Here is a 19,200-nt window from a genome sequence, read left to right as displayed (position 1 = left end):
GCAGTTCTCCGTTCGGCGCGCAGGGGGTGCCCGCGCGCCGTGGCCGTTGTTGAAACTCAGTCAGTCAATCAGCGGTGAGTGGTGACCTTGTTGGGAATGCCTTCGATCGGACATTCCTCGACACCCACCGTCGGACGCGTGAAGGATTCAACCATCTCGCGTGTACCTTCGGGATCGGCGATCCATTTCGAATAGAAATCATACGGGCAGGCCGCGACGCCGCGGTCACCCTCGCCGGAATTGATCATGCCGGTGTAACCACGATGCACCAGCTTGAAGAGATGGTTTTCCGATTGGCCGGTGCGGCGCGCATCGCGGATCAGGGACTTGGAGATGGCCGCGTATTGGATGCCGTAATCCTCCTCGCCGCATTCGCCGAGCGTGCGACCGTCGAAACCGATGATCGCGGAATGGCCGAAATAAGAATAGACGCCGTCGAAGCCCGAGGCATTGGCGACCGCGACATAGACGTTGTTGGCCCAGGCCATCGCCTTTGCCATCAGCACCTGCTGATCCTTGGCGGGATACATGTAGCCCTGGCAGCGAATAATCAGTTCGGCCCCCTTCATCGCGCAGTCGCGCCAGATTTCCGGGTAATTGCCGTCGTCGCAGATGATCAGCGACATCTTCATGCCCTTCGGGCCTTCGGAGACGTACGTGCAGTTGCCGGGATACCAGCCTTCGATCGGCACCCATGGCATGATCTTGCGATATTTCTGGACCACCTCACCCTTGTCGTTCATCAGGATCAGCGTGTTGTACGGCGCTTTGTTCGGATGCTCCTCATGGCGCTCGCCAGTCAGCGAGAACACGCCCCACACCTTGGCCTTGCGGCAGGCCTCGGCGAAAATCTCGGTCTCTTCGCCCGGCACGCTCGACGCCGTGTCGTACATCTCCTTGGAGTCGTACATGATGCCGTGGGTCGAATATTCCGGGAAGATCACCAGATCCATTCCGGGAAGACCCTTCTTCATGCCGACCAGCATGTCCGCGATCTTGTGGCAGTTGGCCAGCACCTCGGCCTTGGTGTGAAGCCGCGGCATCTTGTAATTCACGACGGCAACGCCGACCGTGTCATTGCTCGATGAAATGTCGCCGTGATGCATGTTGCTCTCCTTGCGAAGCCGAGGTTCAAAAACACAGACCCAAAAACAGAGGCCCAAAAACAAAAAAGCCCGACAGATCCTCACGGATCTTTCGGGCTAACCTAGCCAAGCCTGACCAACGTCACTGGTGGTCGGGCGAATTTTTACGACCAGAACATCATTGTCCTAAATGGCCGATTTAAAAACTAAACATCTTTTGCGCGGTACTGCAAGAGTTCATTTGCGTGGATGATCGCAGCGGCCATGTCGTCCATCGACAACCGCTTCGCCATCGCCTGGCGGCGAATGCTTTCGTAGGCGTCGGCTTCGCTCAATCCCTGACCGTCCATCAGGATCGATTTCGCTTTCTGGATGCGCTGCAGCCCGGAGAGTTTGCGCTCCAGCTTGCGGATGCGCTTTTCGGTCTCGCGCTTCTCCAGCCAGATGCTGCGCGCGATCGTCAAATTGGTAAGCAGACCGAACGGACGGATCGGCCGTTCGATCACCGCGACCGCACCGGCTTCCAATACCAGTTGCAATGTGGAGGGGTCTTCATAGCCGACAATGGCAATGAGTGTGGGCCGCGGGCCGTCGGCCGATTTCAAGAGACGCTGGATATCGCTGCGCACATCATGCTCGACCGCCAGCAGCATCACGTCGCAACCGCCGGTCCAGGTTTCCGGCACCGGCCACTGCGTTTCCGCCATGCAGCCGATCCGCCTGAGATGTTCGACGAGCCGCACGCGCTCGCTGTCCGGCGGATGCACCACCAGCACGCGAAGGCCCCGAAGATCGCGAAGGATTTGGATTGCCACCGCTGCTCCCGCGCCCCCTCAGTGGCTGACTGTATCGAGATCGTCGACCGACCAGTCGTCGAGACTTTGGACCACGCAATACGGGTCCGGCTTGATCCGCACACCGGGATTCCAGACCGTCTGGAACCGGCCAGACTTGTCGAGGCGCGCGATGCGCGGCCACAAATAAGTGTGGTTATTTTCCAGATCGATCCGCACCCGACCCTGCGGCGCGTCGAATTCGGAATCGCGCAATTCCCTGAGCACGTTTTCCGGATCGTCCGATCCGCACCGCGCCAGCGCACGCATCGCCAGATGCACCTGAAAATAAGCCGCCTCCGCCGCGGCCGGCACCGGCGCGTCCGGGCCGTATTTGGCCTTGAAGCTTTCGACGAAGCGGCGGGCGGCCTTCGAGGGCGACGTCTCGAAAAACGGCGCCGCAGTGATGTGGCCTTCCGCGGCCTCGCGGCTCATCTGCGCGACTTCGGCTTCGCTGGTGGTCAGGCTCGCGATCGGCATTTTTGCAGGATCGAAGCCGGCGCTACGATAGGCTTCATAGAGCACCGAGGTGCTGCGGCCGACTACTGTTGAAAAGATCACATCCGGCGAGGTCTTCTTGATCCGGGCGATGACCTTTTCGAAATCTCCGGCTCCCGCCTCAAGCGGCACATAGATCTCGTCCAGCACCGCGCCGCGGCCCTGCATCACGAAATCGGCCATCAGGCGATTGGATTCATACGGGTAAATGTAGTTCGATCCGACCAGCAGGAAGCGGTTGCCGTAGGTGGACAGCAGATAGCGCGCGAGCTGCAGCGAATTCTGGTTCGGCGCGGCTCCCGTATAGATGCAGTGGCGCGAATATTCGAAGCCTTCATAGAGTGTGGGATAAAACAGCAGCCCGCGATGGCTTTCGACCACCGGCAGCACCGCCTTGCGCGTGCTCGACATGTAGCAGCCGAACAACAGCCTGATGTGATCGGTCTGAAACAGGCGCTCGGCGAGGCTGCGGAATTGCTTGGGGTCGGACGCCGGATCGTAGATCACCGGCTCAATCATGCGGCCGAGCACACCGCCGGCGGCGTTGATTTCCTCGATCGCGAGCAGCGTCGCATTCAATTGGGATTGTTCGACGGCGGAAGTCACGCCGGTCTGGGAGAACAGCACTCCCACACGCCACGGAGCCTCGGTCTTTTCGCTGGAACTCATGAGCCTGACGCAAACCATTTCACGCTGGAAGATTAAGTGAATGAGCTTACGTCAGATCGCACGAAACTCAAATCTCCTGCACCGGCTCCGGGCGCAGCCGCGCTGGACCGGATTTTCCTGAAATCAACAGCCCCGCGAAGATCGCCGCGATGCCGGCGAGATGATACCAGGCCAGTTGCTCGCCGAGCCACAGGATCGAAAGCCCTGCCGAGAATAACGGGCTGAGATAGAGAAACGCCGCCGCGCGCGCGGCGCCGACCACGGCGACACCGTAGAGATAGAAGAGATTGCCGAGCATGGTCGGCAGAATTCCCATGTAACCGACCGCGGCGAGCGCGAAGCCCAGGTTGGCGTTGTTCCACACGAACCACGGTTCGCCCAAAGCGACCGAAATTAGATAAGCGGGCGTCATCACGATGAGCAGCCCCGCCCATCCCGTCACCACCATCAGCGGCAGCGAGGCGATGGTGCGGCTCCAGTCGCGGATGCGGATCGAGAACCACGCAAAGGCGATCGCCGCGATCAGCGACCACAGATTGCCGAGGCTGAGCTGAAACTGGGTGAGTGTCTCGAGCCTGCCCTTGGTGATGATCAGAACTGTGCCGGCAAAGGCCAGCGCGACGCCCCATTTCGTCATCGCCGAGAGCGGCGCCGCGCCCATCCAGCGTCCGAGCACGAGCACCCAGACCGGCGTGGTCGCATTGATGAAGCCGACTTCGATCGCGAGGCTTTGATAGGCCCCGCCGAGCAGGCAATAGGAAAACAGCCCGACGCCGATCACCCCGCCCACGATCAACCCGCCGAGCTGAGCGCGGATCGCCGGCCAACCCTGCCGCAGCGCGGGCCAGACAATGATGGTGAGAATGATGGCGGCGGGCACCCAGCGCCAGAACACCAGCGCCGGCAGCGGGACCATTTCGCGCACGGATCTTCCCGCAACGTGATTGCTGCCCCACAGCGCCGCGGTGGCGATCAGCGCCAGCGTGCCTCGCGACGTCTGGTCAGTCTTCATACGCGCCCGGAGGATCGTTCGTGGCGCGCGCGTTGCGCCAGATGCGGCATGTCAGGACCGGGCGGGCGCAAACCCCGCGCCATGTCGATCACGATCGAAAAAATCGAGAGCATCAGCGTCATCACGACCTTGGGCTGGGGCCCGTCCCCATCCAGATCACGAACACCGGCGCCAGCAAGATCAGCGCCCATCACCACGCCTAAACCCCCACCCATTATCAACGAATTAATCAATAATGAGCGCGCACTGCTGTCAAGACGGCGTGCGGGCTGCCTCCGGCAAACCCGCCGATTCGTCGCTCCGCCGCGGAAATATCGCAAAACACCGACAAGCATGGCAAAATACCCGGGCCTGCTTGCTAGTTGAGCATGACGAACGGGGGGTATTTCGGATAATCATTCCGGGATTCAGCGCTGCTGGCACAAACTGCGCTGGGTTTGCTGCGCGAGAGCTTGGGGAAACATCATGGCGGCCGATATCAGAGCGTTGACGGGGGTGCGGGGCGTCGCGGCCGTGATCATCGTGGTCTATCATTACGGAAAATTCCGTCTCGATCTCACCGGCAATACGGGCGTCTGGAACGTGGCGCACGGCTATCTCGTGGTCGACATGTTCTTCATGCTGAGCGGGTTCGTGATCGGCTATGTCTACAAGGAAGCATTTGCTTCGGAAAACTGGAACGAGTTCGGGACCAACTACAAAAGCTTCATGCTCAAGCGCTTCGCGCGCCTCTATCCGGCGTACATCGTGATCGCGGGTTGTTACGCGCTGAAGATCGCAGCCGGCCTGACCGGCGAAGAGACCTTCGCCCGCTTCCACACCTTCGATTGGATCGGCAACATCCTGATGCTGGTCGGCTGGGGGCTTCATATCTATCCGCTGATTGGCGTGTCCTGGGCCTCGAGCGCCGAACTCGGCTCCTATGTCGCCTCGCCCGTGCTGATGAAATACACGCTGCATAAAACCATCGGCTGGTGCCTTGCCAGCGCGGCGCTGTCCTTAATCGGGATTTACGGGATCAGCATCAGTGGCCAGGGCTCCGCCGGGCCACTCGATGTGGTCTCGGACAGTTCATTCCTGCCGCTGCTGCGCGCGCTTTTCGGCTTTACGCTGGGATTGGCGACATTCCGTTTCGCGCATCATCTGGACCGGCTGTCCGCCACCGCCCAGGACATCCTCGTGATCGCGATCCTCGCCGCGATGCTGGCGGTCGCGATCTTTACCAAGGACGATCTGCCGATTTACGTGCTGTTCATTCCGTTCATCGCGATCCTGTCGCGCGATGGCCGCATGGCGCAGCTATTGTTCGGCAATCGCCTGGTCTACCACCTCGGCGTGATCTCCTATTCGATCTATCTGATCCATCCGTTTTTCCTGACTTTCACGGAGCGCACGACGCGGCATGTCGGAAACAATCTGACGGCCTATGTGTGCTGCATGCTGGTCGCCCTGGCCGCGATCTGGCTGTTGTCATATCTGAGCTGGCGCTTCATCGAGATTCCGGGCCGCGAATTCGTGATCCGGTGGCTCAGCCCCAAGACCAAAGATAAGGCCAAGGCTAAAGCCGCGCCGGCAACCTGACCGGCGTGCGCGCGGGAGGAATTCCGGCCGGCTAACCCGCCTTGATCAGTTCAATCCGATGCGCCAAAGCCGTCAGGATTGAATCTGACACGGCCTGAGGAAATCTTGCGGGAAGGTTTTTCACGACCATTTCGCTCGCGCGCACGGCATTCTTGATCAAATCATCGAAGATTGTCGTGACCAGGCCGGATTCGATACCAGCAGCTTCTGCCGTTTGAAGAAAATGCCTCGGCATGATTTCGGCGACTTCATAGTGGCGGCTTTTCCCGACTGACATTGCCAGTTTGAATTTTTTACGCTGGATCTGATGGGCATCAAGGCTCGGTTGTGCACTTAGCACGTCATAAAGTGGCGTCATGCGGAAGCGTCCGCCCGGCCCCAGGAAAATGCTGAAATTTTTTGCGTGGCCATCGGTCGCGCCGATCAGCCAGAAGATGATATTGGCGCGCATGAATGTTGCCAGATTGTCATCGGGAATGTCGCTCCCCTTCAACAATCTGAAAATCTCGTTCACGCCAGGACCGCCGTCAGATTGATATTTCCTGGTCGGCGGAATCGAGAGAGCCTGCAGACAATCCTCCTGCGGAAGGCGGAGTAACCGTCCATCGCTCGTCCAACGCCGATCGAACCGCTCTACGATGAGAGTCCTTAGCGAACCAAAATCATCGATTCCCGCATTCGCCGTCGGCACGCCAAGTGCTGAAAGAAGCTTCAGGCACAAATATTCATTTTCCACGCTGTTAGATAAATCGATACCGTTTGGCAAACGTCCGATTTGTGGCTTGAATATGTGCGTGGTCGCGGTCGTCCCAACCGGCTTGTACCATTTGTTGTCACGTCTCAAGAGTGCCGTTTTCTCTTGTGCACCCGCAATTGAAATTCGAAAATCTTCATCACCATCCATGCCGAGCGGAGCTGAGGCGAGATTTTGAAGCAGCCTGGTAATTTCGATATCGTCTATCGGCTTGCCTTGAATGCCACCTGCAGGCCCCGGGTCGATGCCATCCGGCAAGAACTGTAACGCGCCCACGCAGTCATGGCCCAGTGCCGAGAGCATGCTATATGCATCTGTTCCTGCCGCACCGACACGCTCCGCAACACGTTTGCGTATGTCATCGCTATCCGGCAACAGATTGTCGAAAACGTTGATAACCGGCGACCCGACATAACGGTCTTCGCGAAGGGGCAAGGATAGAGAAATCGGGAAGGTCGGCCCCCAACTGAGCCATTCCTGATCATAGCAAAAATCGATGGCGCCGTTCGCCTCTCGCCGGAAAACTCCAACGAGGCGACCGTTGAGAAATACGTTTAGAGGAATGTGGGTCGGCCGCCGGGCCATCAAAAGATGCTTTCGATATCAGCCGCGCTTGCCGTGCTGCGAGGACGTACGATCAGTTCAAGGTTTAGAGCCGTGAGCGCTTCCATGACCGTGCGAAGCTGGACGGCCGGCTCGCCGGCCTCCAGCCTCGATACTGTTCCTTGCCTTAACCTTCCGAGGGCAGACTGCGTTAATCCTGCTTTTTTTCGTGCCCGCCGCAGGATGGCGCCTAGCTGTTTTTCATTACGGGCTATTTGCTGTTCCATTTGTAAAAGCCTCCCATCTCGAAATATACGCAAGTACGTATAAAACAGCAATATCCGCGATCGCGTATAAGACAAAAATATACGCAAAGCTGATTAAAGTAGGATTATACGCGATCGCGGATAGCCGTTTATCTGGCGGAAATTGGCCGCGGGCCGGTGTGATCTGCGCGGGAATTGCACAGGGTCTCCTCCGATGTATGCTGTTGCCTCGCCTTCGATGGATCGCAGCGAAGCGGTTCAAGGCCGCAAGGATCGATGTGATATTCATCTGCGCTCGAAAGATCGCACTGACGGCCATCTTGGTGGCTCTCGCGGCTGCAACATCGATCGCTGCCGATGCGACCGAGGCGATCATTCCCCACCGCGCGTTGTGGCCTGATCCCGTCGCCTCGCCCGCCGCATTCGACCGCGCCTCGCGCGCTGAAATCCTCGCCTTTGCGCATGAACTCGCCGAAAGCGACGCCTTAACCGAAGCCGCGTTGAACGCGCGATTGACGACTGATGCCGTCGATATGCCCTCGATCGAGCGCACTCGACATAAACTATGGAAACTGCTGACCGACAATTATGCGATCGCATCGCGCAGTTGCGTCGCCGCAGAACCCTTTTGCCCGGATAGTCCCGATCCCGAATATCTGCGGCGCGAAGCCATTGTCTTCTCCAGTACCCGGATTCCATCGCGTTATCAGCCCTGGCTCGCGGACGCCGCCCGGTTTCAGCGCTCTTATCTGGACGAACTATTGCTGCTCGCCGCCGTGATGCCCCACCGCAACAGCGAGATCGCAATCTTCAACGACAATGAGATGCCGGGCTGGGATTTGCCCGACCGCGAATTCCTGCTGACGTTCGACGACGGCCCGACGCGCCCGGCGGGCGATGAAGCGCTGGAGGCCGGCAATACCGACCGCACCCTCGCCGCGCTGCGCGATAACCACATCAACGCCGCCTTCTTTGCGATCGGCGAACCCTTTGCGGCGCGGCTGCGCGACTCTTCCAGCGAAGCGATGCAAACGCTTTATTCAGGGATGTGCGTCGGCTCTCACGGCTGGGTGCACGAATCCCATGCCACGTCGCCGCGCTGGAAGGAGTCGATCGCGTCGAGCTCGAAGCTGATCCACGACACGCTGCCGGAGGCCTATGCGCCGGCATTTCGTCCGCCCTATGGCCAGCGCCCCCCGGATAGCGGGACTTATCTCAAGGCACAGGGCGTGAAGCTGATCCTGTGGAACATCGATTCACATGACTGGGACGACAGCCTGAAGATCGCCGAGGTCGAGCAGCGCACGATGTCGCTGATGCTGCTGTGGCGCCGCGGCATTGTTCTGTTCCATGATTATTTCCCGCGCGCGCAAAAGGTGGTGCCGCGTCTGGTCGCATGGCTGGCGCAGGACGGCGTGACCTGGGCCGATTGCCACGGGATCAATTGGTCGCATCGCGGCCCATGATGCGGCGATCCAGAAGCCTGAGCGCTTTGGTATCGCCGGACGCCTGCGCGTCCTCGATATAGGCGATCAGCAGATCGGCCAGCGCGGCATAGTCCCACAGCTTCAACTTTGCCGGATCGACCCAGCCGGAAAAATATCTGTCGAGATAGCCACGCTCCGCATCGTGGGTCTCCACCCAGCTTGGCCCGGCAAGGATCAAGGGCTCCGCGTCCCAGTGGCAGATGACGAGGCCTGCGGCGGTCTTGTCTGAGGTGGTCTTATCTGAGGCGGTCTTGTCTGAGGCAGCCTTGTCTAAGGCAGCCTTGCCCAGGATGCCTCGCCCGTCCCGCGGGGCTTCGCTCATCGGGCGCAGCGATTGGCCAATCTCGCCCAACACCCGCTCAACATTGCAACCCATTCCACTTTTCCGGCTTGTGCTGACATGCCGGCGGGAACCGACAACGCTTAAGTGTCTACTCCCTTCCATGGGGACATGGTTCAACTATGGCAGCGCGATTGGGTTGCATAGGGCGCACCCGACAAATTCAGGCCCCTCGATGGTGCGGACCCCGCCGATCACGACCACGAACAGCACATAGGCGGTCCGGTTACGAGGGCGGCTTGGTGGGCGTGCTCGCCAATTTGCACGCAGCGGTACCCGGGGCACGACGAGCCGGCCAATCTTTGAGCCGTTTTTCGCGCATTTCTGATCGGGGCGCGGTTGATCCCACGGGGGCTTCTGTTATTGGGTCCGGGACAATCAAACCCAAATGGAAATCGAAGATGAAGTTTGCATCATTCTACCGCGACGGTGCCCTGAACGTCGGAATCGTCGATACCGCCACCGGGCGGGTGCGCCCCGTCAGCGGCGTGGCCGACATGATCGACCTCGTGACGCGGCATGCCGACGGCAAGATATCCTCGAGCGCGCCGGACCTGGCGCTGGGCGACGTCAAGCTGACGGCGCCGATTCCGGTACCCCGCCGCAACATCTTCTGCGTCGGCAAGAACTATGGCGAGCACGCCCGCGAATTCTCCAACAGCGGGTTCGAGGCCGGCGCCAAGAAGGATCAGGCGATCGACGAATATCCCGCGATTTTCTCCAAGGGCCCGAATACCGTGATCGGCCCGAATGATGATGTGCAGCTTCACGCCAACATCACCTCCAGCGTCGATTACGAGGCGGAGCTCGCCGTCATCATCGGCAAGCCGGGCCGCAACATCGCCAAGAAGGACGCCTATAGCCACATCTTCGGCTACACCATCGTCAACGACGTCACCGCGCGCGACCGCCAGAAGAACCACAAGCAGTGGTTCATCGGCAAGACGCTCGATACCTTCTGCCCGATGGGACCGTGGATCACGACCAGCGACGAGCTCGATCCGGAAAACCTCGACGTGAAATGCTGGGTCAATGGCGAGCTGCGCCAGAACGCCAACACCAAGGATCTCATTTTCGATATCCCCACGCTGGTTTCGACCATCTCCGAGGGCATGGCGCTGGTCCCCGGCGACATCATCGCCACGGGAACGCCGGCCGGCGTCGGCATCGGTTTCAATCCGCCGAAATTCCTGAAGCCGGGTGATGTGGTGAAGATTGAAATCTCGGGTCTCGGCACGATCGAGAACAAGTTCGTCGCGGAGGGTTGAGCGGGCGGCACATCCTTCGAGACGCCGCTTCGCGGCTCCTCAGGATGAGGTCTGAACCGTAGCCCGGATGAGCACGGCGATATCCGGGAGCGAACGCTACACCGGCCCCGGATGTCGCTGCGCTCATCCGGGCTACAACCACTTGCTGTCACGTTCCGGCTGGTCATTCCTCATGGTGAGGAGCGCGTCTTCGCGCGTCTCGAACCATGAGGCCCCGATAACAGCCGCAACGATCCGAAACTATTACAATGACCCCAGCGCAGCCGCGAGACGCTCTAACTCGCGGTCGCCTGCCGGCAGGCCGAAGCGGAGGAGATCGTCGGCCCACTCGAAGCGGCGGCACCAGATGTGTTGTGTGGCGAGCATCGTGTGTAGTCTGCCAGCGTCAGCGCGGCGCGCGAGCCGGAACAATCCGGTGCCGCCTGCGATCGTGAAACCGGCATTGGCGAGCACAGCATCGAGTTTCTGCGCCTGAGCTTGAATCGTAAGACGCGTGCGATCTGCCCAATCCCGATCGCGCAGCGCGGCGGCACCAATATGCAGCGCCGGACCCGAACACGGCCACGGACCAAGCGCCAGCGCAATACGCTGCGCGATCTCTGGGGATGCGATAACAAATCCCAACCGCAGCCCCGCAAGGCCGTAAAACTTTCCGAACGAGCGCAGCACCACGACCGGCAGATCGGCGCATAACCCGACGACGCTCACGTCAGGTTCAAGATCAGCAAAGGCCTCATCCACCACCAGCCATCCGCTACGCTCACGCAATTGCGACGCGACGCGCGCCAGCACCGCACGCGAAATCACCCGCCCGTCGGGATTATTGGGATTCACGACCACGGCATGGCGCACCGCTTGCGGAAGCTCATCAAGCCCAGCACACGCGATCACCTCATGACCACCCAACCGCCACGACGCCGCATGCTCATTATAGGTCGGCCCGACAATGGCGACCGGCCCGTCGCCCGCCAATTGCGGCAACCATTGAATCAGCGATTGGGTTCCCGAAGCCGCGACAATCTCGGCACCCGCGGGCACCGCATAGGCTTCACGCGCCGCGGCGATCAAATTCTCTTCATCGGCGCGCGACGGCAGCCGCTGCCACAGCGCACCCGGCATATCCTGCGGAATCGGCCACGGCCAGGGGTTGACGCCGGTCGACAGGTCGAGCCACATTTGCGGCGACCCGCCATATCGCGCCATTGCTTCAGTCAGATCGCCGCCGTGCTTCATCCGCGCTTCATGCCACCATCCGCGCCAAAGCGCGAGAGGTACCAACGCGCGCTCGGCGCGTTGCTGCTGCTGGCCGCAAGCCTTAGCCTGCCGCTATGCCTCGGTGCGCCTCCCGCGCATGCCGCCGGCCTGCCCCGGATCGCCTCGATCAATGCCTGCACCGACCAGTTGCTGATGGCGCTGGCCGACCCCGAGCAGATCCTCGGCCTCAGCCCCTATGCGCGCGATCCCGCCCGCTCCTGGGACGCCGCCAAGGCCCGGCAATTCCCGCAACTCTCGGGCGCTGCGGAAGACGTGCTGGTGCTGGCGCCGGATGTCGTGGTCGCTGGCCGCTTCACGAGGCTCGCGACACGGCAATTGCTCAAAGACAAGGGGCTTCACGTTGTCGAATTCGATGTCGCGCGGTCGCTGGACGATGTGAAAAAAAGCATTCGCCAGATGGGCGAGGTGACCCAACATCCGGATCGCGCCACGGCCGAAATCAACCGGCTGGATAAAGCGATCGCGCATGCGCATGACGTCGCCTCGCGAAAACCCTGGCGCGTGCTGGCGGTGTCGCGGCGCGGCTGGGTATCCGGCCGCGACAGCCTGACCAGTTCTTTGCTGGCCAATGCCGGGCTTGCCAATGCGGCCGGCGATCTCGGCATCAAATCGGGCGGCTTTGCGTCACTCGAAGCGATTGTCGGCCTCAAGCCGGATTTCATTATGGTGTCCGAGGACAGCGGCTTTGCCGAGGATGAAGGCAGCGCCTTCCTGCTGCATCCCGCACTCGAACGGTTTTATCCGGCCTCAAAACGCATCGTGATCCCGGAACGGCTCACGGTGTGCGGCGGCCCGATGCTGGCGGAAGCGCTGGAGCGGCTGGCGTCCGAGCTTGAGCGCGTGGATCACTGAAGTGCTGATCTCCAGCAGTGGACTTTTTATCGTGATCGCGGCGCTGGCGTTCGACGCGCTGATCGGCGATCCCGACTGGCTATGGCGTTATCTCGGACATCCCGTGTCGCTGATCGGCGCCCTGATCGACCTGCTGGATCGGAAATTCAATCACGACAACCAGTCGCCCGAACAACGCAAATCCGAGGGGATCAACAGCACGGCCATCCTGGTCGTGATCGCGCTAGCCGTGGGCGCGCTGATTCAATTCCTCGTGCAGACACTTCCCTTCGGCAATATCATCGTCGCCCTGATCGCCTCGATCTTCATCGCGCAACGAAGCCTCTATCAGCACGTCGCCGACGTACGCGCGGCATTTACTGAAGGCGGCCTTCCGGCGGCGCGCGAAGCGGTCTCGATGATCGTCGGCCGCAACCCCGAGCAACTCGATGAAGCCGGCGTCTGCCGCGCCGCAATCGAATCCTGCGCCGAGAATTTTTCCGATGGCATTGTCGCGCCGGTGTTCTGGCTGGCGCTGCTCGGGCTGCCCGGATTGATCGCCTACAAGGCGATCAACACGGCCGACTCCATGATCGGCCATCGCACCGAGCGCTATGAATCCTTCGGCTGGGCGGCGGCGCGGCTCGATGATCTCGTCAATCTGGTTCCCGCACGATTATCGGCGCTGTTGCTGGCGCTCGCGGCTCCGATGGCCGGCGGATCGATCGGGACATCGCTGGGCGTGGTGCAGCGCGACGCCTCAAAGCATCGCTCGCCGAATGCCGGCTGGCCGGAAAGCGCGATGGCGGGCGCATTGGGATTGGCACTGGCCGGCCCGCGTCGTTATGCCGAACACGTCGCGGACGATCCCTTTCTCAACGCCGAGGCAACACGTGTTGCCGCACCTGATGATATCGGCCGCGCGCTCGATCTTTATCTGGCGGCGTGCGTGATCGAAGCGGCGGTTTATGCCGCGCTGGCGTTGGTGGTCTGACGGCTGCGCGCAATAGCTAGGATAGACTCGATATCGAGATGCGCCTCGAGATGATCGGCCAGCGCCTCCAGCGCGGATTCGATCTGCGATTCATACGCCAGCGTTGACGCAATCCCGAGATTGGCCAGCCACGCCTTGCGAAAGGCATCGCCGGTGAACAGCCCGTGCACATAAGTCCCCTGCACGCGGCCATCGGCGGTGCTGGCGCCATCGGGGCGTCCCTCAATAGTCACGATCGGCCTGATACAGTCGCTGCCTTCGCTGCGGCCGAGATGGATTTCGTAGCCTTCAATGGGCGCGCCCGTTGAGGAATGAATACCCTGAACCAGCCGCGTGGATTTATCCGCGCTCATGACGGTGGAAATATCCAGCAGGCCCAGTCCATCCACCGTTCCGGACGGCCCCTCGATGCCGTCGGGATCGGCGATCGTCCGCCCCAGCATTTGATAGCCGCCGCAAAGACCGAGCACATGACCGCCCCGGCGCACATGCGCAGCGATGTCGATGTCCCAGCCCTGTGCCCGCAGGAAAGCGAGATCGCCGATGGTGGATTTGCTGCCCGGCAGGATCACCACATCGGCATTGCCGGGAATGGCCTCGCCCGGCCGCACGAACACCAGCTTGACGCCGGGCTCCATGCCCAGCGGATCGAGATCGTCGAAATTGGCGATGCGCGCCAGCACCGGCACGGCGATCACGCGCGTCGATGTCGAAGCATGGACGCGATCGAGATCGACGGCATCTTCCGCCGGCAGCCATGCCGCCTTTGGCAGCCACGGCACCACACCGAGCGAAGGCCAGCCCGTCAGGCGCGTCACAGCCGTGAGGCCCTGGTCAAATAGCCTGGGATCGCCGCGAAACTTGTTGATGACAAAGCCGCGGATGCGCGCGCGTTCCTCCGGCTCCAGCACCAGATGCGTCCCCGCAAGGCTCGCGATGACGCCGCCGCGATCGATATCGCCTGTCAACACCACGGGCACGTCGGCCGCCGCGGCAAATCCCATATTGGCGATATCGCCGGCGCGCAGATTGATTTCGGCGGGGCTGCCCGCGCCCTCCACCAGCACGATATCCGCCTCGCGCGCCAGCCGCGCAAAACTGTCCAGCACCGCCGGTAATAGCGCCGCCTTCTTGTCGAGAAAATTCTTCGCACGCAGCGTGCCCCATCGTTGGCCTTGCACGATCACCTGCGCACCGCTGTCGGTCTCCGGCTTGAGCAGTACCGGGTTCATGTGCACGCTTGGAATCATCCGCGCCGCGCGCGCCTGCACGGCCTGCGCGCGACCGATCTCGCCGCCCTCGACCGCGACCGCGGCATTGTTCGACATGTTCTGCGGCTTGAACGGCGCCACTTTCAATCCGCGCCGCGCCAACACCCTCGCCAGCCCCGCGACCAGGGTCGACTTGCCGGCATTGGAGCCGGTGGCCTGGATCATCAGCGCCGGCGTTGCCATCAGAACTCGACGCCCTTCTGGGCTTTCACGCCCGCGCGGAACGGATGCTTTATCAGCGTCATTTCGGTGACGAGATCGGCCATCTCGATCAGCGAGGCATGCGCGTTGCGGCCGGTGATGACGACATGCTTGCCGGGCGGCTTCTCGTCGCGCAGGAAATTCACGACGTCTTCAATGGGCAGGTATTCATAGCGCAATACGATGTTGAGTTCATCCAGCAGCACCATCTGGTGGCGGTCGTCGCGAATGAGTTCCTTGGCGCGCTCCCAGCCCGCGGTGGCCGCGGCGATATCGCGGGCGCGGTCCTGGGTTTCCCAGGTGAACCCCTCGCCCATGATATGCAGCGTCACGAGTTCAGGGAATTTCGCCAGCACCCGCGCCTCGCCGGTGTCCCATGCCGGCGACTTCGTGAATTGCACGACGGCGACGGGATAGCCGTGGCCGATGTGGCGAAACACCATGCCGAGCGCGGCGGATGTTTTTCCCTTGCCCGTGCCGGTGTGGACGATCAGCAAGCCCTTCTCGCCGGTTTTGGTCGCCATGATCTTGTCGCGCGCGGCCTTGTGCTTGCGCGCCTTTTCCGCGTGGCGGGCGTTTTCCGCATCGTCATCCTCTGTTGAAGACCCGGTCATGCGATTTCCTTTTCGGCTTCCGGCAGCAATTCAGCAATCAGATAACCAGCGCGATTGGAGCGCGGCGTCCACAGCCCGCGCCGGATCGCCTCGGCAAACCGCGCAGCGGTCTCGCGCAACGCCGCGGGGTTTGCCGTCTCCATGAAATCCCGCACGCGCTCGTCTTCCAGATAGGCCGCAAAGAGTTGATCGAAATGATGGTTCGAGACTGCTTCGGTGCTGGCGGCGAAGCCAAACAGATAATCCACCGTGGCCGCGATCTCGAACGCCCCCTTATAGCCGTGGCGCATCACCCCGGCGATCCATTTCGGATTGGCCGCTCGGCCACGCACCACACGGGATATCTCATGGGCCAGCGGCCGCGCTATCGGCGCCTCCGGCCGCGAGGTATCGATATGGGCGATGCGTGGCGCCTTGCCGCGCAGGCTTTGCACCGCCGACGCAAGACCGCCCATGAATTGATAATAATCGTCGGAATCGAGAATATCATGCTCGCGATTATCCTGGCTGTGCGCGACGAGATCGATGGTCGCAAGCCGCTCGGCGAAATCGCCGCGCGCGGCCTCGCCCTGCACGCCGCCGCCATAGGCATAGCCGCCCCAGTCGAGATAGATGTCCGCGAGATCGCCGCGACCCTGCCAATGGCCATCGTCGATCAAATTGCCGAGCCCTGCACCATACGCACCCGGCTTGGAGCCGAACACACGATGAGATGCTTGCCGCGCGGCCGCCTCGCCACTCACGCCCTCGGCTTGGAGCGCTTTTCGCTTGGCCCTGACATTCGCCGCGATCGGATTGGCCTCATCGGGCTCGTCGAGTTCCGCGATGGCGCGGACCGCACTGCCGATGATGTCCATCTGGGTCGGGAACGCATCGCGAAACAGACCAGACACACGGAATGTGACATCGACGCGCGGACGCTTTAGTTCCGACAACGGCGTGATCGCGAAACCCGTGACCCGGCCTGATGTCTCTTCCCACAACGGCCGCGCCCCGATCAGCGCCAGTGCCTGCGCGACATCGTCGCCGCCGGTGCGCATATTGGCGGTGCCCCAGGCCGACAGCGCGATCGCACGCGGCCATTCGCCGGCTTCCTGCCAATAACTTTCGACCAGCCGCTCGGCGGCCAGACTCCCAATCCGCCACGCCGACGGCGTCGGCACCGCGCGGACATCGACCGCGAAGAAATTTCGTCCGGTCGGCAGCACATCCGGCCGGCCGCGGGTCGGCGCGCCGGATGGGCCGGGCCGCACGAACTGGCCATCGAGGCCGTGCAGCAGCGCTTTCATTTCCGCATCGCCGCAGGCATCGATAGCCGGGCGCAATTTGGCGTCGATCCAGGCAAGCACGGCTTTGGTGCGCTCCCACGCCGCATCGCAGACTTTAGCGCCGGACACCAAGCGAAGCGCCAATAGCTCGATCCGCTCTACGGTGTCGCCCGAGGTACGCCAAATGTCGTTACTGATCTCCGACAGGATTGCCGGGCGCGGCCCCACAAAATCATCGGCGAGGTCGCGCGTCAGCGGATCGAAATCGCCCAAGCCCAGATCGAACGCCAGCGCGCGATGCAGCGAGGCATCCTGCGGTTTGATGTCGGAACGCGGCAGCCGCGCGATCGAGACCAGGAGGTCGTTGCCTTGGGTATCTCCGGGCGTTCGCCCGAAAATATGCAGGCCGTCCCGGATTTGCATTTCCTTGAGATCGCACAGATGCGCATCGAGTGCGCGCAGCGCATCGTTGGTCGGCGTTTCGCGGGTCACGTTGACATCGGCATCGAGCCGTTGCGCGCGGGCCAACGACAAAATATCTTCGGCAATCACTGCAGCCCGCTTGGGATCGAGATCCGCCGCGAGCGCGTATTCATCGACCAGCGTTTCCAGCCGCGCCAGATCGTCGTGCAATTCCGCGCGCGTCATCGGCGGCGTCAGATGATCGATGATCACGGCAGACGTGCGGCGCTTGGCCTGAATGCCTTCGCCGGGATCGTTGACGATGAAGGGATAGAGATGCGGCAGCGGGCCCAGTATAGCATCGGGCAGGCAATTCGCCGACAAGCCCGTACTCTTGCCCGGCAGCCATTCGAGATTGCCGTGCTTGCCGAGATGCACCACCGCATGGGCATCGAAGTGACGCCGGATCCAGAGATAGAACGCCAGATAGTGATGCGGCGGGACCAGATCAGGATCGTGATAGGTCGCCTTGGGATCGATGTTGTAGCCGCGCGCGGGTTGTACGCCGACCACGGCGTTGCCAAAGCGATGCAGGCCCAGACGAAAGCTGCCGTTCGCGACATGCGGGTCTAGCGCCGGATCACCCCAGCGCGATTCGACGGCGAGTTGCACGCTGTCCGGCAATTCCGCGAAGGCGGACTGATATTCGGCGATCGGCCATGACACACCGCTTGGAGCGCCCAGAAGAAGCTGCATCATCGACGCAACATCGCCAGGACAATCATTGACGTCATAGCCCGCCCCGCGCATCGCACCGAGCACGTCGATCAGGCTTTGCGGCGTATCGAGGCCGACGCCATTGGCGAGGCGGCCATCGCGGTTGGGATAATTGGCCAGCACAATCGCCACACGCCGCTGATCGCTCGTCGCGCGCCGCAGCCGCACCCAGGCCCGCGCCAGATCGGCAGTCGCATCGATCCGGTCCTCGACCGGACGAAATGTGGTCGGCGCAAAGCCCACCTCAGACTCGCCGCGCTCCTTGAACGCGATCACATTGGCAAAAATGCGCCCGTCGACCTCCGGCAACACGACATGCATCGCCAGATCGCGCGGCATCAGGCCGCGCGATGAGCTTTCCCAGCTCGCCTTTGATATCCCGGCCTGCGCCACCTGCAGAATCGGACAACCCGACGCGGCCAACGCGCCGGCATCATCATGGGCCGTTGCGGTCGCGAACGCCGTCGCGTTGACAATGATGTCCGGCGGATAGGCCGCCAGCGCCGCGCGCAGGAACGCCGCCGAACGCTCATCCTTGAGACTGGTCACATAAAGACAGACCGCATTGAGTCCGCGCGCGGCCAGCGCATCACGCAGCGCATCGATCGCCGCGGTGTCGCCGCCCGCGACCAGCGCGCGGTAGAAAATCACGATGGCGTTCGGACGATCATCGATTGCAGGCGCGCCGCGCCAGAACCCGGCCGGCGGCATCGGCCGCGCCGGCGCGGGCCGTTCGTCACGGCCGATCAGATGCGCGGCAAAACGCAGCGCCAGTTGCGCGTTCTCGACGCCGCCTTCGGTGCAGTAGCGCCACAACGCATGGGTAGCGGCGGCGTTCAAGGTGCCGCGCGCGGCCAGCGCCGCGTCCCAGCTCAATTCGCCGGGGATGCAGGCCAACAACACGCCGCGGCGCAACGCATCGCTGCGCAGACTCTCGACGCCATGCGGCCAGTAGCTTTCGCCACCGAGCATGCGCAGCAGAACAATCTTCGCATCACACAGCGTGCGCTCGACATAGAGATCGACCGACGCGGGATGACCGAGCGCCAGCAAATTCGTCAGCCGTACGCTCGGAAAATCGCCTCGCAATTCCGCGTGCGCGGCGCCGAATGCCGCAAGATCGCTGTCGGCGGCCGACAGCACGACGATATCGGCGGGAGCCTGCCCGAGATCGCGGGCAACGTCGCCGTCGTCAATGCTGCCGCTGCTGTCGAGCTTCAGATGCATGCGT

The 19,200-nt window shown here is 61.9% G+C and carries 17 protein-coding genes; 5 read left to right on the top strand and 12 right to left on the bottom strand.

Annotation, left to right across the window (positions count from 1 at the left end; translation table 11 throughout):
• Positions 1-68 precede the first annotated feature (68 nt).
• The 5 genes from HB676_RS26775 to HB676_RS26755 all read right to left on the bottom strand — a co-directional run bounded on the left by HB676_RS26775 (position 69) and on the right by HB676_RS26755 (position 4,288).
• The gene (locus tag HB676_RS26775) at positions 69-1,106 is read right to left on the bottom strand and encodes an aliphatic amidase (RefSeq protein ID WP_213741479.1); all 1,038 of its coding nucleotides are present in this window, start codon (positions 1,104-1,106) and stop codon (positions 69-71) included.
• A 185-nt stretch (positions 1,107-1,291) separates the two neighbouring features.
• Entirely contained in the window at positions 1,292-1,900 is a 609-nt protein-coding gene (locus HB676_RS26770) for an ANTAR domain-containing protein (protein WP_213741478.1), read from the bottom strand.
• Between the two features lie 18 nt (positions 1,901-1,918).
• Entirely contained in the window at positions 1,919-3,085 is a 1,167-nt protein-coding gene (locus HB676_RS26765) for a transporter substrate-binding domain-containing protein (RefSeq protein ID WP_213741477.1), read from the bottom strand.
• Positions 3,086-3,152: 67 nt separating this feature from the next.
• Positions 3,153-4,097 carry a DMT family transporter gene (locus tag HB676_RS26760; protein ID WP_213741476.1) on the bottom strand — a complete coding sequence of 315 codons (945 nt, stop codon included), beginning with the start codon at positions 4,095-4,097 and terminating at the stop codon, positions 3,153-3,155.
• The gene (locus tag HB676_RS26755; RefSeq protein WP_213741475.1) at positions 4,094-4,288 is read right to left on the bottom strand and encodes a hypothetical protein; all 195 of its coding nucleotides are present in this window, start codon (positions 4,286-4,288) and stop codon (positions 4,094-4,096) included. Before HB676_RS26755 ends, HB676_RS26760 begins: the two co-directional genes overlap by 4 nt.
• Positions 4,289-4,562: 274 nt before the next feature.
• Between HB676_RS26755 and HB676_RS26750 the strand changes: the two genes are divergently transcribed.
• Positions 4,563-5,678, top strand: a complete 1,116-nt coding sequence (locus tag HB676_RS26750; RefSeq protein WP_213741474.1) for an acyltransferase — start codon at positions 4,563-4,565, stop codon at positions 5,676-5,678.
• Positions 5,679-5,709: 31 nt separating this feature from the next.
• Here HB676_RS26750 and HB676_RS26745 read toward each other — a convergent pair whose 3' ends face one another.
• Both HB676_RS26745 and HB676_RS26740 read right to left on the bottom strand, forming a co-directional pair.
• Positions 5,710-7,017, bottom strand: a complete 1,308-nt coding sequence (locus HB676_RS26745) for a type II toxin-antitoxin system HipA family toxin (protein ID WP_213741473.1) — start codon at positions 7,015-7,017, stop codon at positions 5,710-5,712.
• Positions 7,017-7,262 (bottom strand): helix-turn-helix domain-containing protein, encoded by a 246-nt coding sequence (locus HB676_RS26740; RefSeq protein ID WP_213741472.1) that lies wholly within the window; start codon positions 7,260-7,262, stop codon positions 7,017-7,019. The genes HB676_RS26745 and HB676_RS26740 overlap by 1 nt, the downstream gene beginning before the upstream one ends.
• A 302-nt stretch (positions 7,263-7,564) precedes the next feature.
• On the opposite strand from HB676_RS26740, the gene HB676_RS34290 reads away from it, so the two are divergent.
• Entirely contained in the window at positions 7,565-8,707 is a 1,143-nt protein-coding gene (locus HB676_RS34290) for a polysaccharide deacetylase family protein (protein WP_213741471.1), read from the top strand.
• Here HB676_RS34290 and HB676_RS26730 read toward each other — a convergent pair.
• Positions 8,682-9,104, bottom strand: coding sequence for a hypothetical protein (locus HB676_RS26730; RefSeq protein ID WP_213741470.1), 423 nt, complete (start codon positions 9,102-9,104; stop codon positions 8,682-8,684). The genes HB676_RS34290 and HB676_RS26730 overlap by 26 nt on opposite strands.
• Before the next feature lie 365 nt (positions 9,105-9,469).
• Between HB676_RS26730 and HB676_RS26725 the strand changes: the two genes are divergently transcribed.
• Positions 9,470-10,336 (top strand): fumarylacetoacetate hydrolase family protein, encoded by an 867-nt coding sequence (locus HB676_RS26725; RefSeq protein ID WP_213741469.1) that lies wholly within the window; start codon positions 9,470-9,472, stop codon positions 10,334-10,336.
• Positions 10,337-10,579: 243 nt separating this feature from the next.
• On the opposite strand, the gene cobD is transcribed toward HB676_RS26725, so the two are convergent.
• On the bottom strand, positions 10,580-11,569 hold the full coding sequence (gene cobD, locus HB676_RS26720; RefSeq protein ID WP_213741468.1) for a threonine-phosphate decarboxylase CobD: 990 nt from the start codon (positions 11,567-11,569) through the stop codon (positions 10,580-10,582).
• On the opposite strand from cobD, the gene HB676_RS26715 reads away from it, so the two are divergent.
• Both HB676_RS26715 and cbiB read left to right on the top strand, forming a co-directional pair.
• The gene (locus tag HB676_RS26715) at positions 11,561-12,463 is read left to right on the top strand and encodes an ABC transporter substrate-binding protein (RefSeq protein ID WP_346347430.1); all 903 of its coding nucleotides are present in this window, start codon (positions 11,561-11,563) and stop codon (positions 12,461-12,463) included. The two genes, cobD and HB676_RS26715, sit on opposite strands and share 9 nt — an antisense overlap.
• Position 12,464: 1 nt before the next feature.
• Positions 12,465-13,436: an adenosylcobinamide-phosphate synthase CbiB gene (gene cbiB, locus HB676_RS26710; protein WP_213741518.1), complete on the top strand. Its 972-nt coding sequence runs from the start codon at positions 12,465-12,467 to the stop codon at positions 13,434-13,436.
• Here cbiB and HB676_RS26705 read toward each other — a convergent pair.
• From HB676_RS26705 to cobN, 3 genes are read right to left on the bottom strand one after another with little or no spacing between them, the layout of a single operon-like run.
• Complete coding sequence (locus tag HB676_RS26705) at positions 13,409-14,890, bottom strand: cobyric acid synthase (RefSeq protein WP_213741467.1); 1,482 nt, start codon at positions 14,888-14,890, stop codon at positions 13,409-13,411. The two genes, cbiB and HB676_RS26705, sit on opposite strands and share 28 nt — an antisense overlap.
• Positions 14,890-15,522 carry a cob(I)yrinic acid a,c-diamide adenosyltransferase gene (cobO, locus tag HB676_RS26700; protein ID WP_213741466.1) on the bottom strand — a complete coding sequence of 211 codons (633 nt, stop codon included), beginning with the start codon at positions 15,520-15,522 and terminating at the stop codon, positions 14,890-14,892. The genes HB676_RS26705 and cobO overlap by 1 nt, the downstream gene beginning before the upstream one ends.
• Complete coding sequence (cobN, locus tag HB676_RS26695) at positions 15,519-19,196, bottom strand: cobaltochelatase subunit CobN (RefSeq protein ID WP_213741465.1); 3,678 nt, start codon at positions 19,194-19,196, stop codon at positions 15,519-15,521. Before cobN ends, cobO begins: the two co-directional genes overlap by 4 nt.
• Positions 19,197-19,200 lie beyond the last annotated feature (4 nt).

Origin of the sequence: Bradyrhizobium sp. dw_411, assembly GCF_018449695.1 — a bacterium.
GTDB lineage: Bacteria > Pseudomonadota > Alphaproteobacteria > Rhizobiales > Xanthobacteraceae > Bradyrhizobium.
This window is presented reverse-complemented; position numbering and strand designations above follow the sequence as displayed.

What these genes read in the sequence shown, in the direction of transcription:
- HB676_RS26775 (WP_213741479.1), bottom strand. Translation starts at nt 1,106, where the DNA reads ATGCATCACGGCGACATTTCATCGAGCAATGACACGGTCGGCGTTGCC.
- HB676_RS26765 (WP_213741477.1), bottom strand. Translation starts at nt 3,085, where the DNA reads ATGAGTTCCAGCGAAAAGACCGAGGCTCCGTGGCGTGTGGGAGTGCTG.
- HB676_RS26760 (WP_213741476.1), bottom strand. Translation starts at nt 4,097, where the DNA reads ATGAAGACTGACCAGACGTCGCGAGGCACGCTGGCGCTGATCGCCACC.
- HB676_RS26755 (WP_213741475.1), bottom strand. Translation starts at nt 4,288, where the DNA reads ATGGGCGCTGATCTTGCTGGCGCCGGTGTTCGTGATCTGGATGGGGAC.
- HB676_RS26750 (WP_213741474.1), top strand. Translation starts at nt 4,563, where the DNA reads ATGGCGGCCGATATCAGAGCGTTGACGGGGGTGCGGGGCGTCGCGGCC.
- HB676_RS26745 (WP_213741473.1), bottom strand. Translation starts at nt 7,017, where the DNA reads ATGGCCCGGCGGCCGACCCACATTCCTCTAAACGTATTTCTCAACGGT.
- HB676_RS26740 (WP_213741472.1), bottom strand. Translation starts at nt 7,262, where the DNA reads ATGGAACAGCAAATAGCCCGTAATGAAAAACAGCTAGGCGCCATCCTG.
- HB676_RS26730 (WP_213741470.1), bottom strand. Translation starts at nt 9,104, where the DNA reads ATGGGTTGCAATGTTGAGCGGGTGTTGGGCGAGATTGGCCAATCGCTG.
- HB676_RS26725 (WP_213741469.1), top strand. Translation starts at nt 9,470, where the DNA reads ATGAAGTTTGCATCATTCTACCGCGACGGTGCCCTGAACGTCGGAATC.
- cobD (WP_213741468.1), bottom strand. Translation starts at nt 11,569, where the DNA reads ATGAAGCACGGCGGCGATCTGACTGAAGCAATGGCGCGATATGGCGGG.
- HB676_RS26705 (WP_213741467.1), bottom strand. Translation starts at nt 14,890, where the DNA reads ATGGCAACGCCGGCGCTGATGATCCAGGCCACCGGCTCCAATGCCGGC.
- cobO (WP_213741466.1), bottom strand. Translation starts at nt 15,522, where the DNA reads ATGACCGGGTCTTCAACAGAGGATGACGATGCGGAAAACGCCCGCCAC.
- cobN (WP_213741465.1), bottom strand. Translation starts at nt 19,196, where the DNA reads ATGCATCTGAAGCTCGACAGCAGCGGCAGCATTGACGACGGCGACGTT.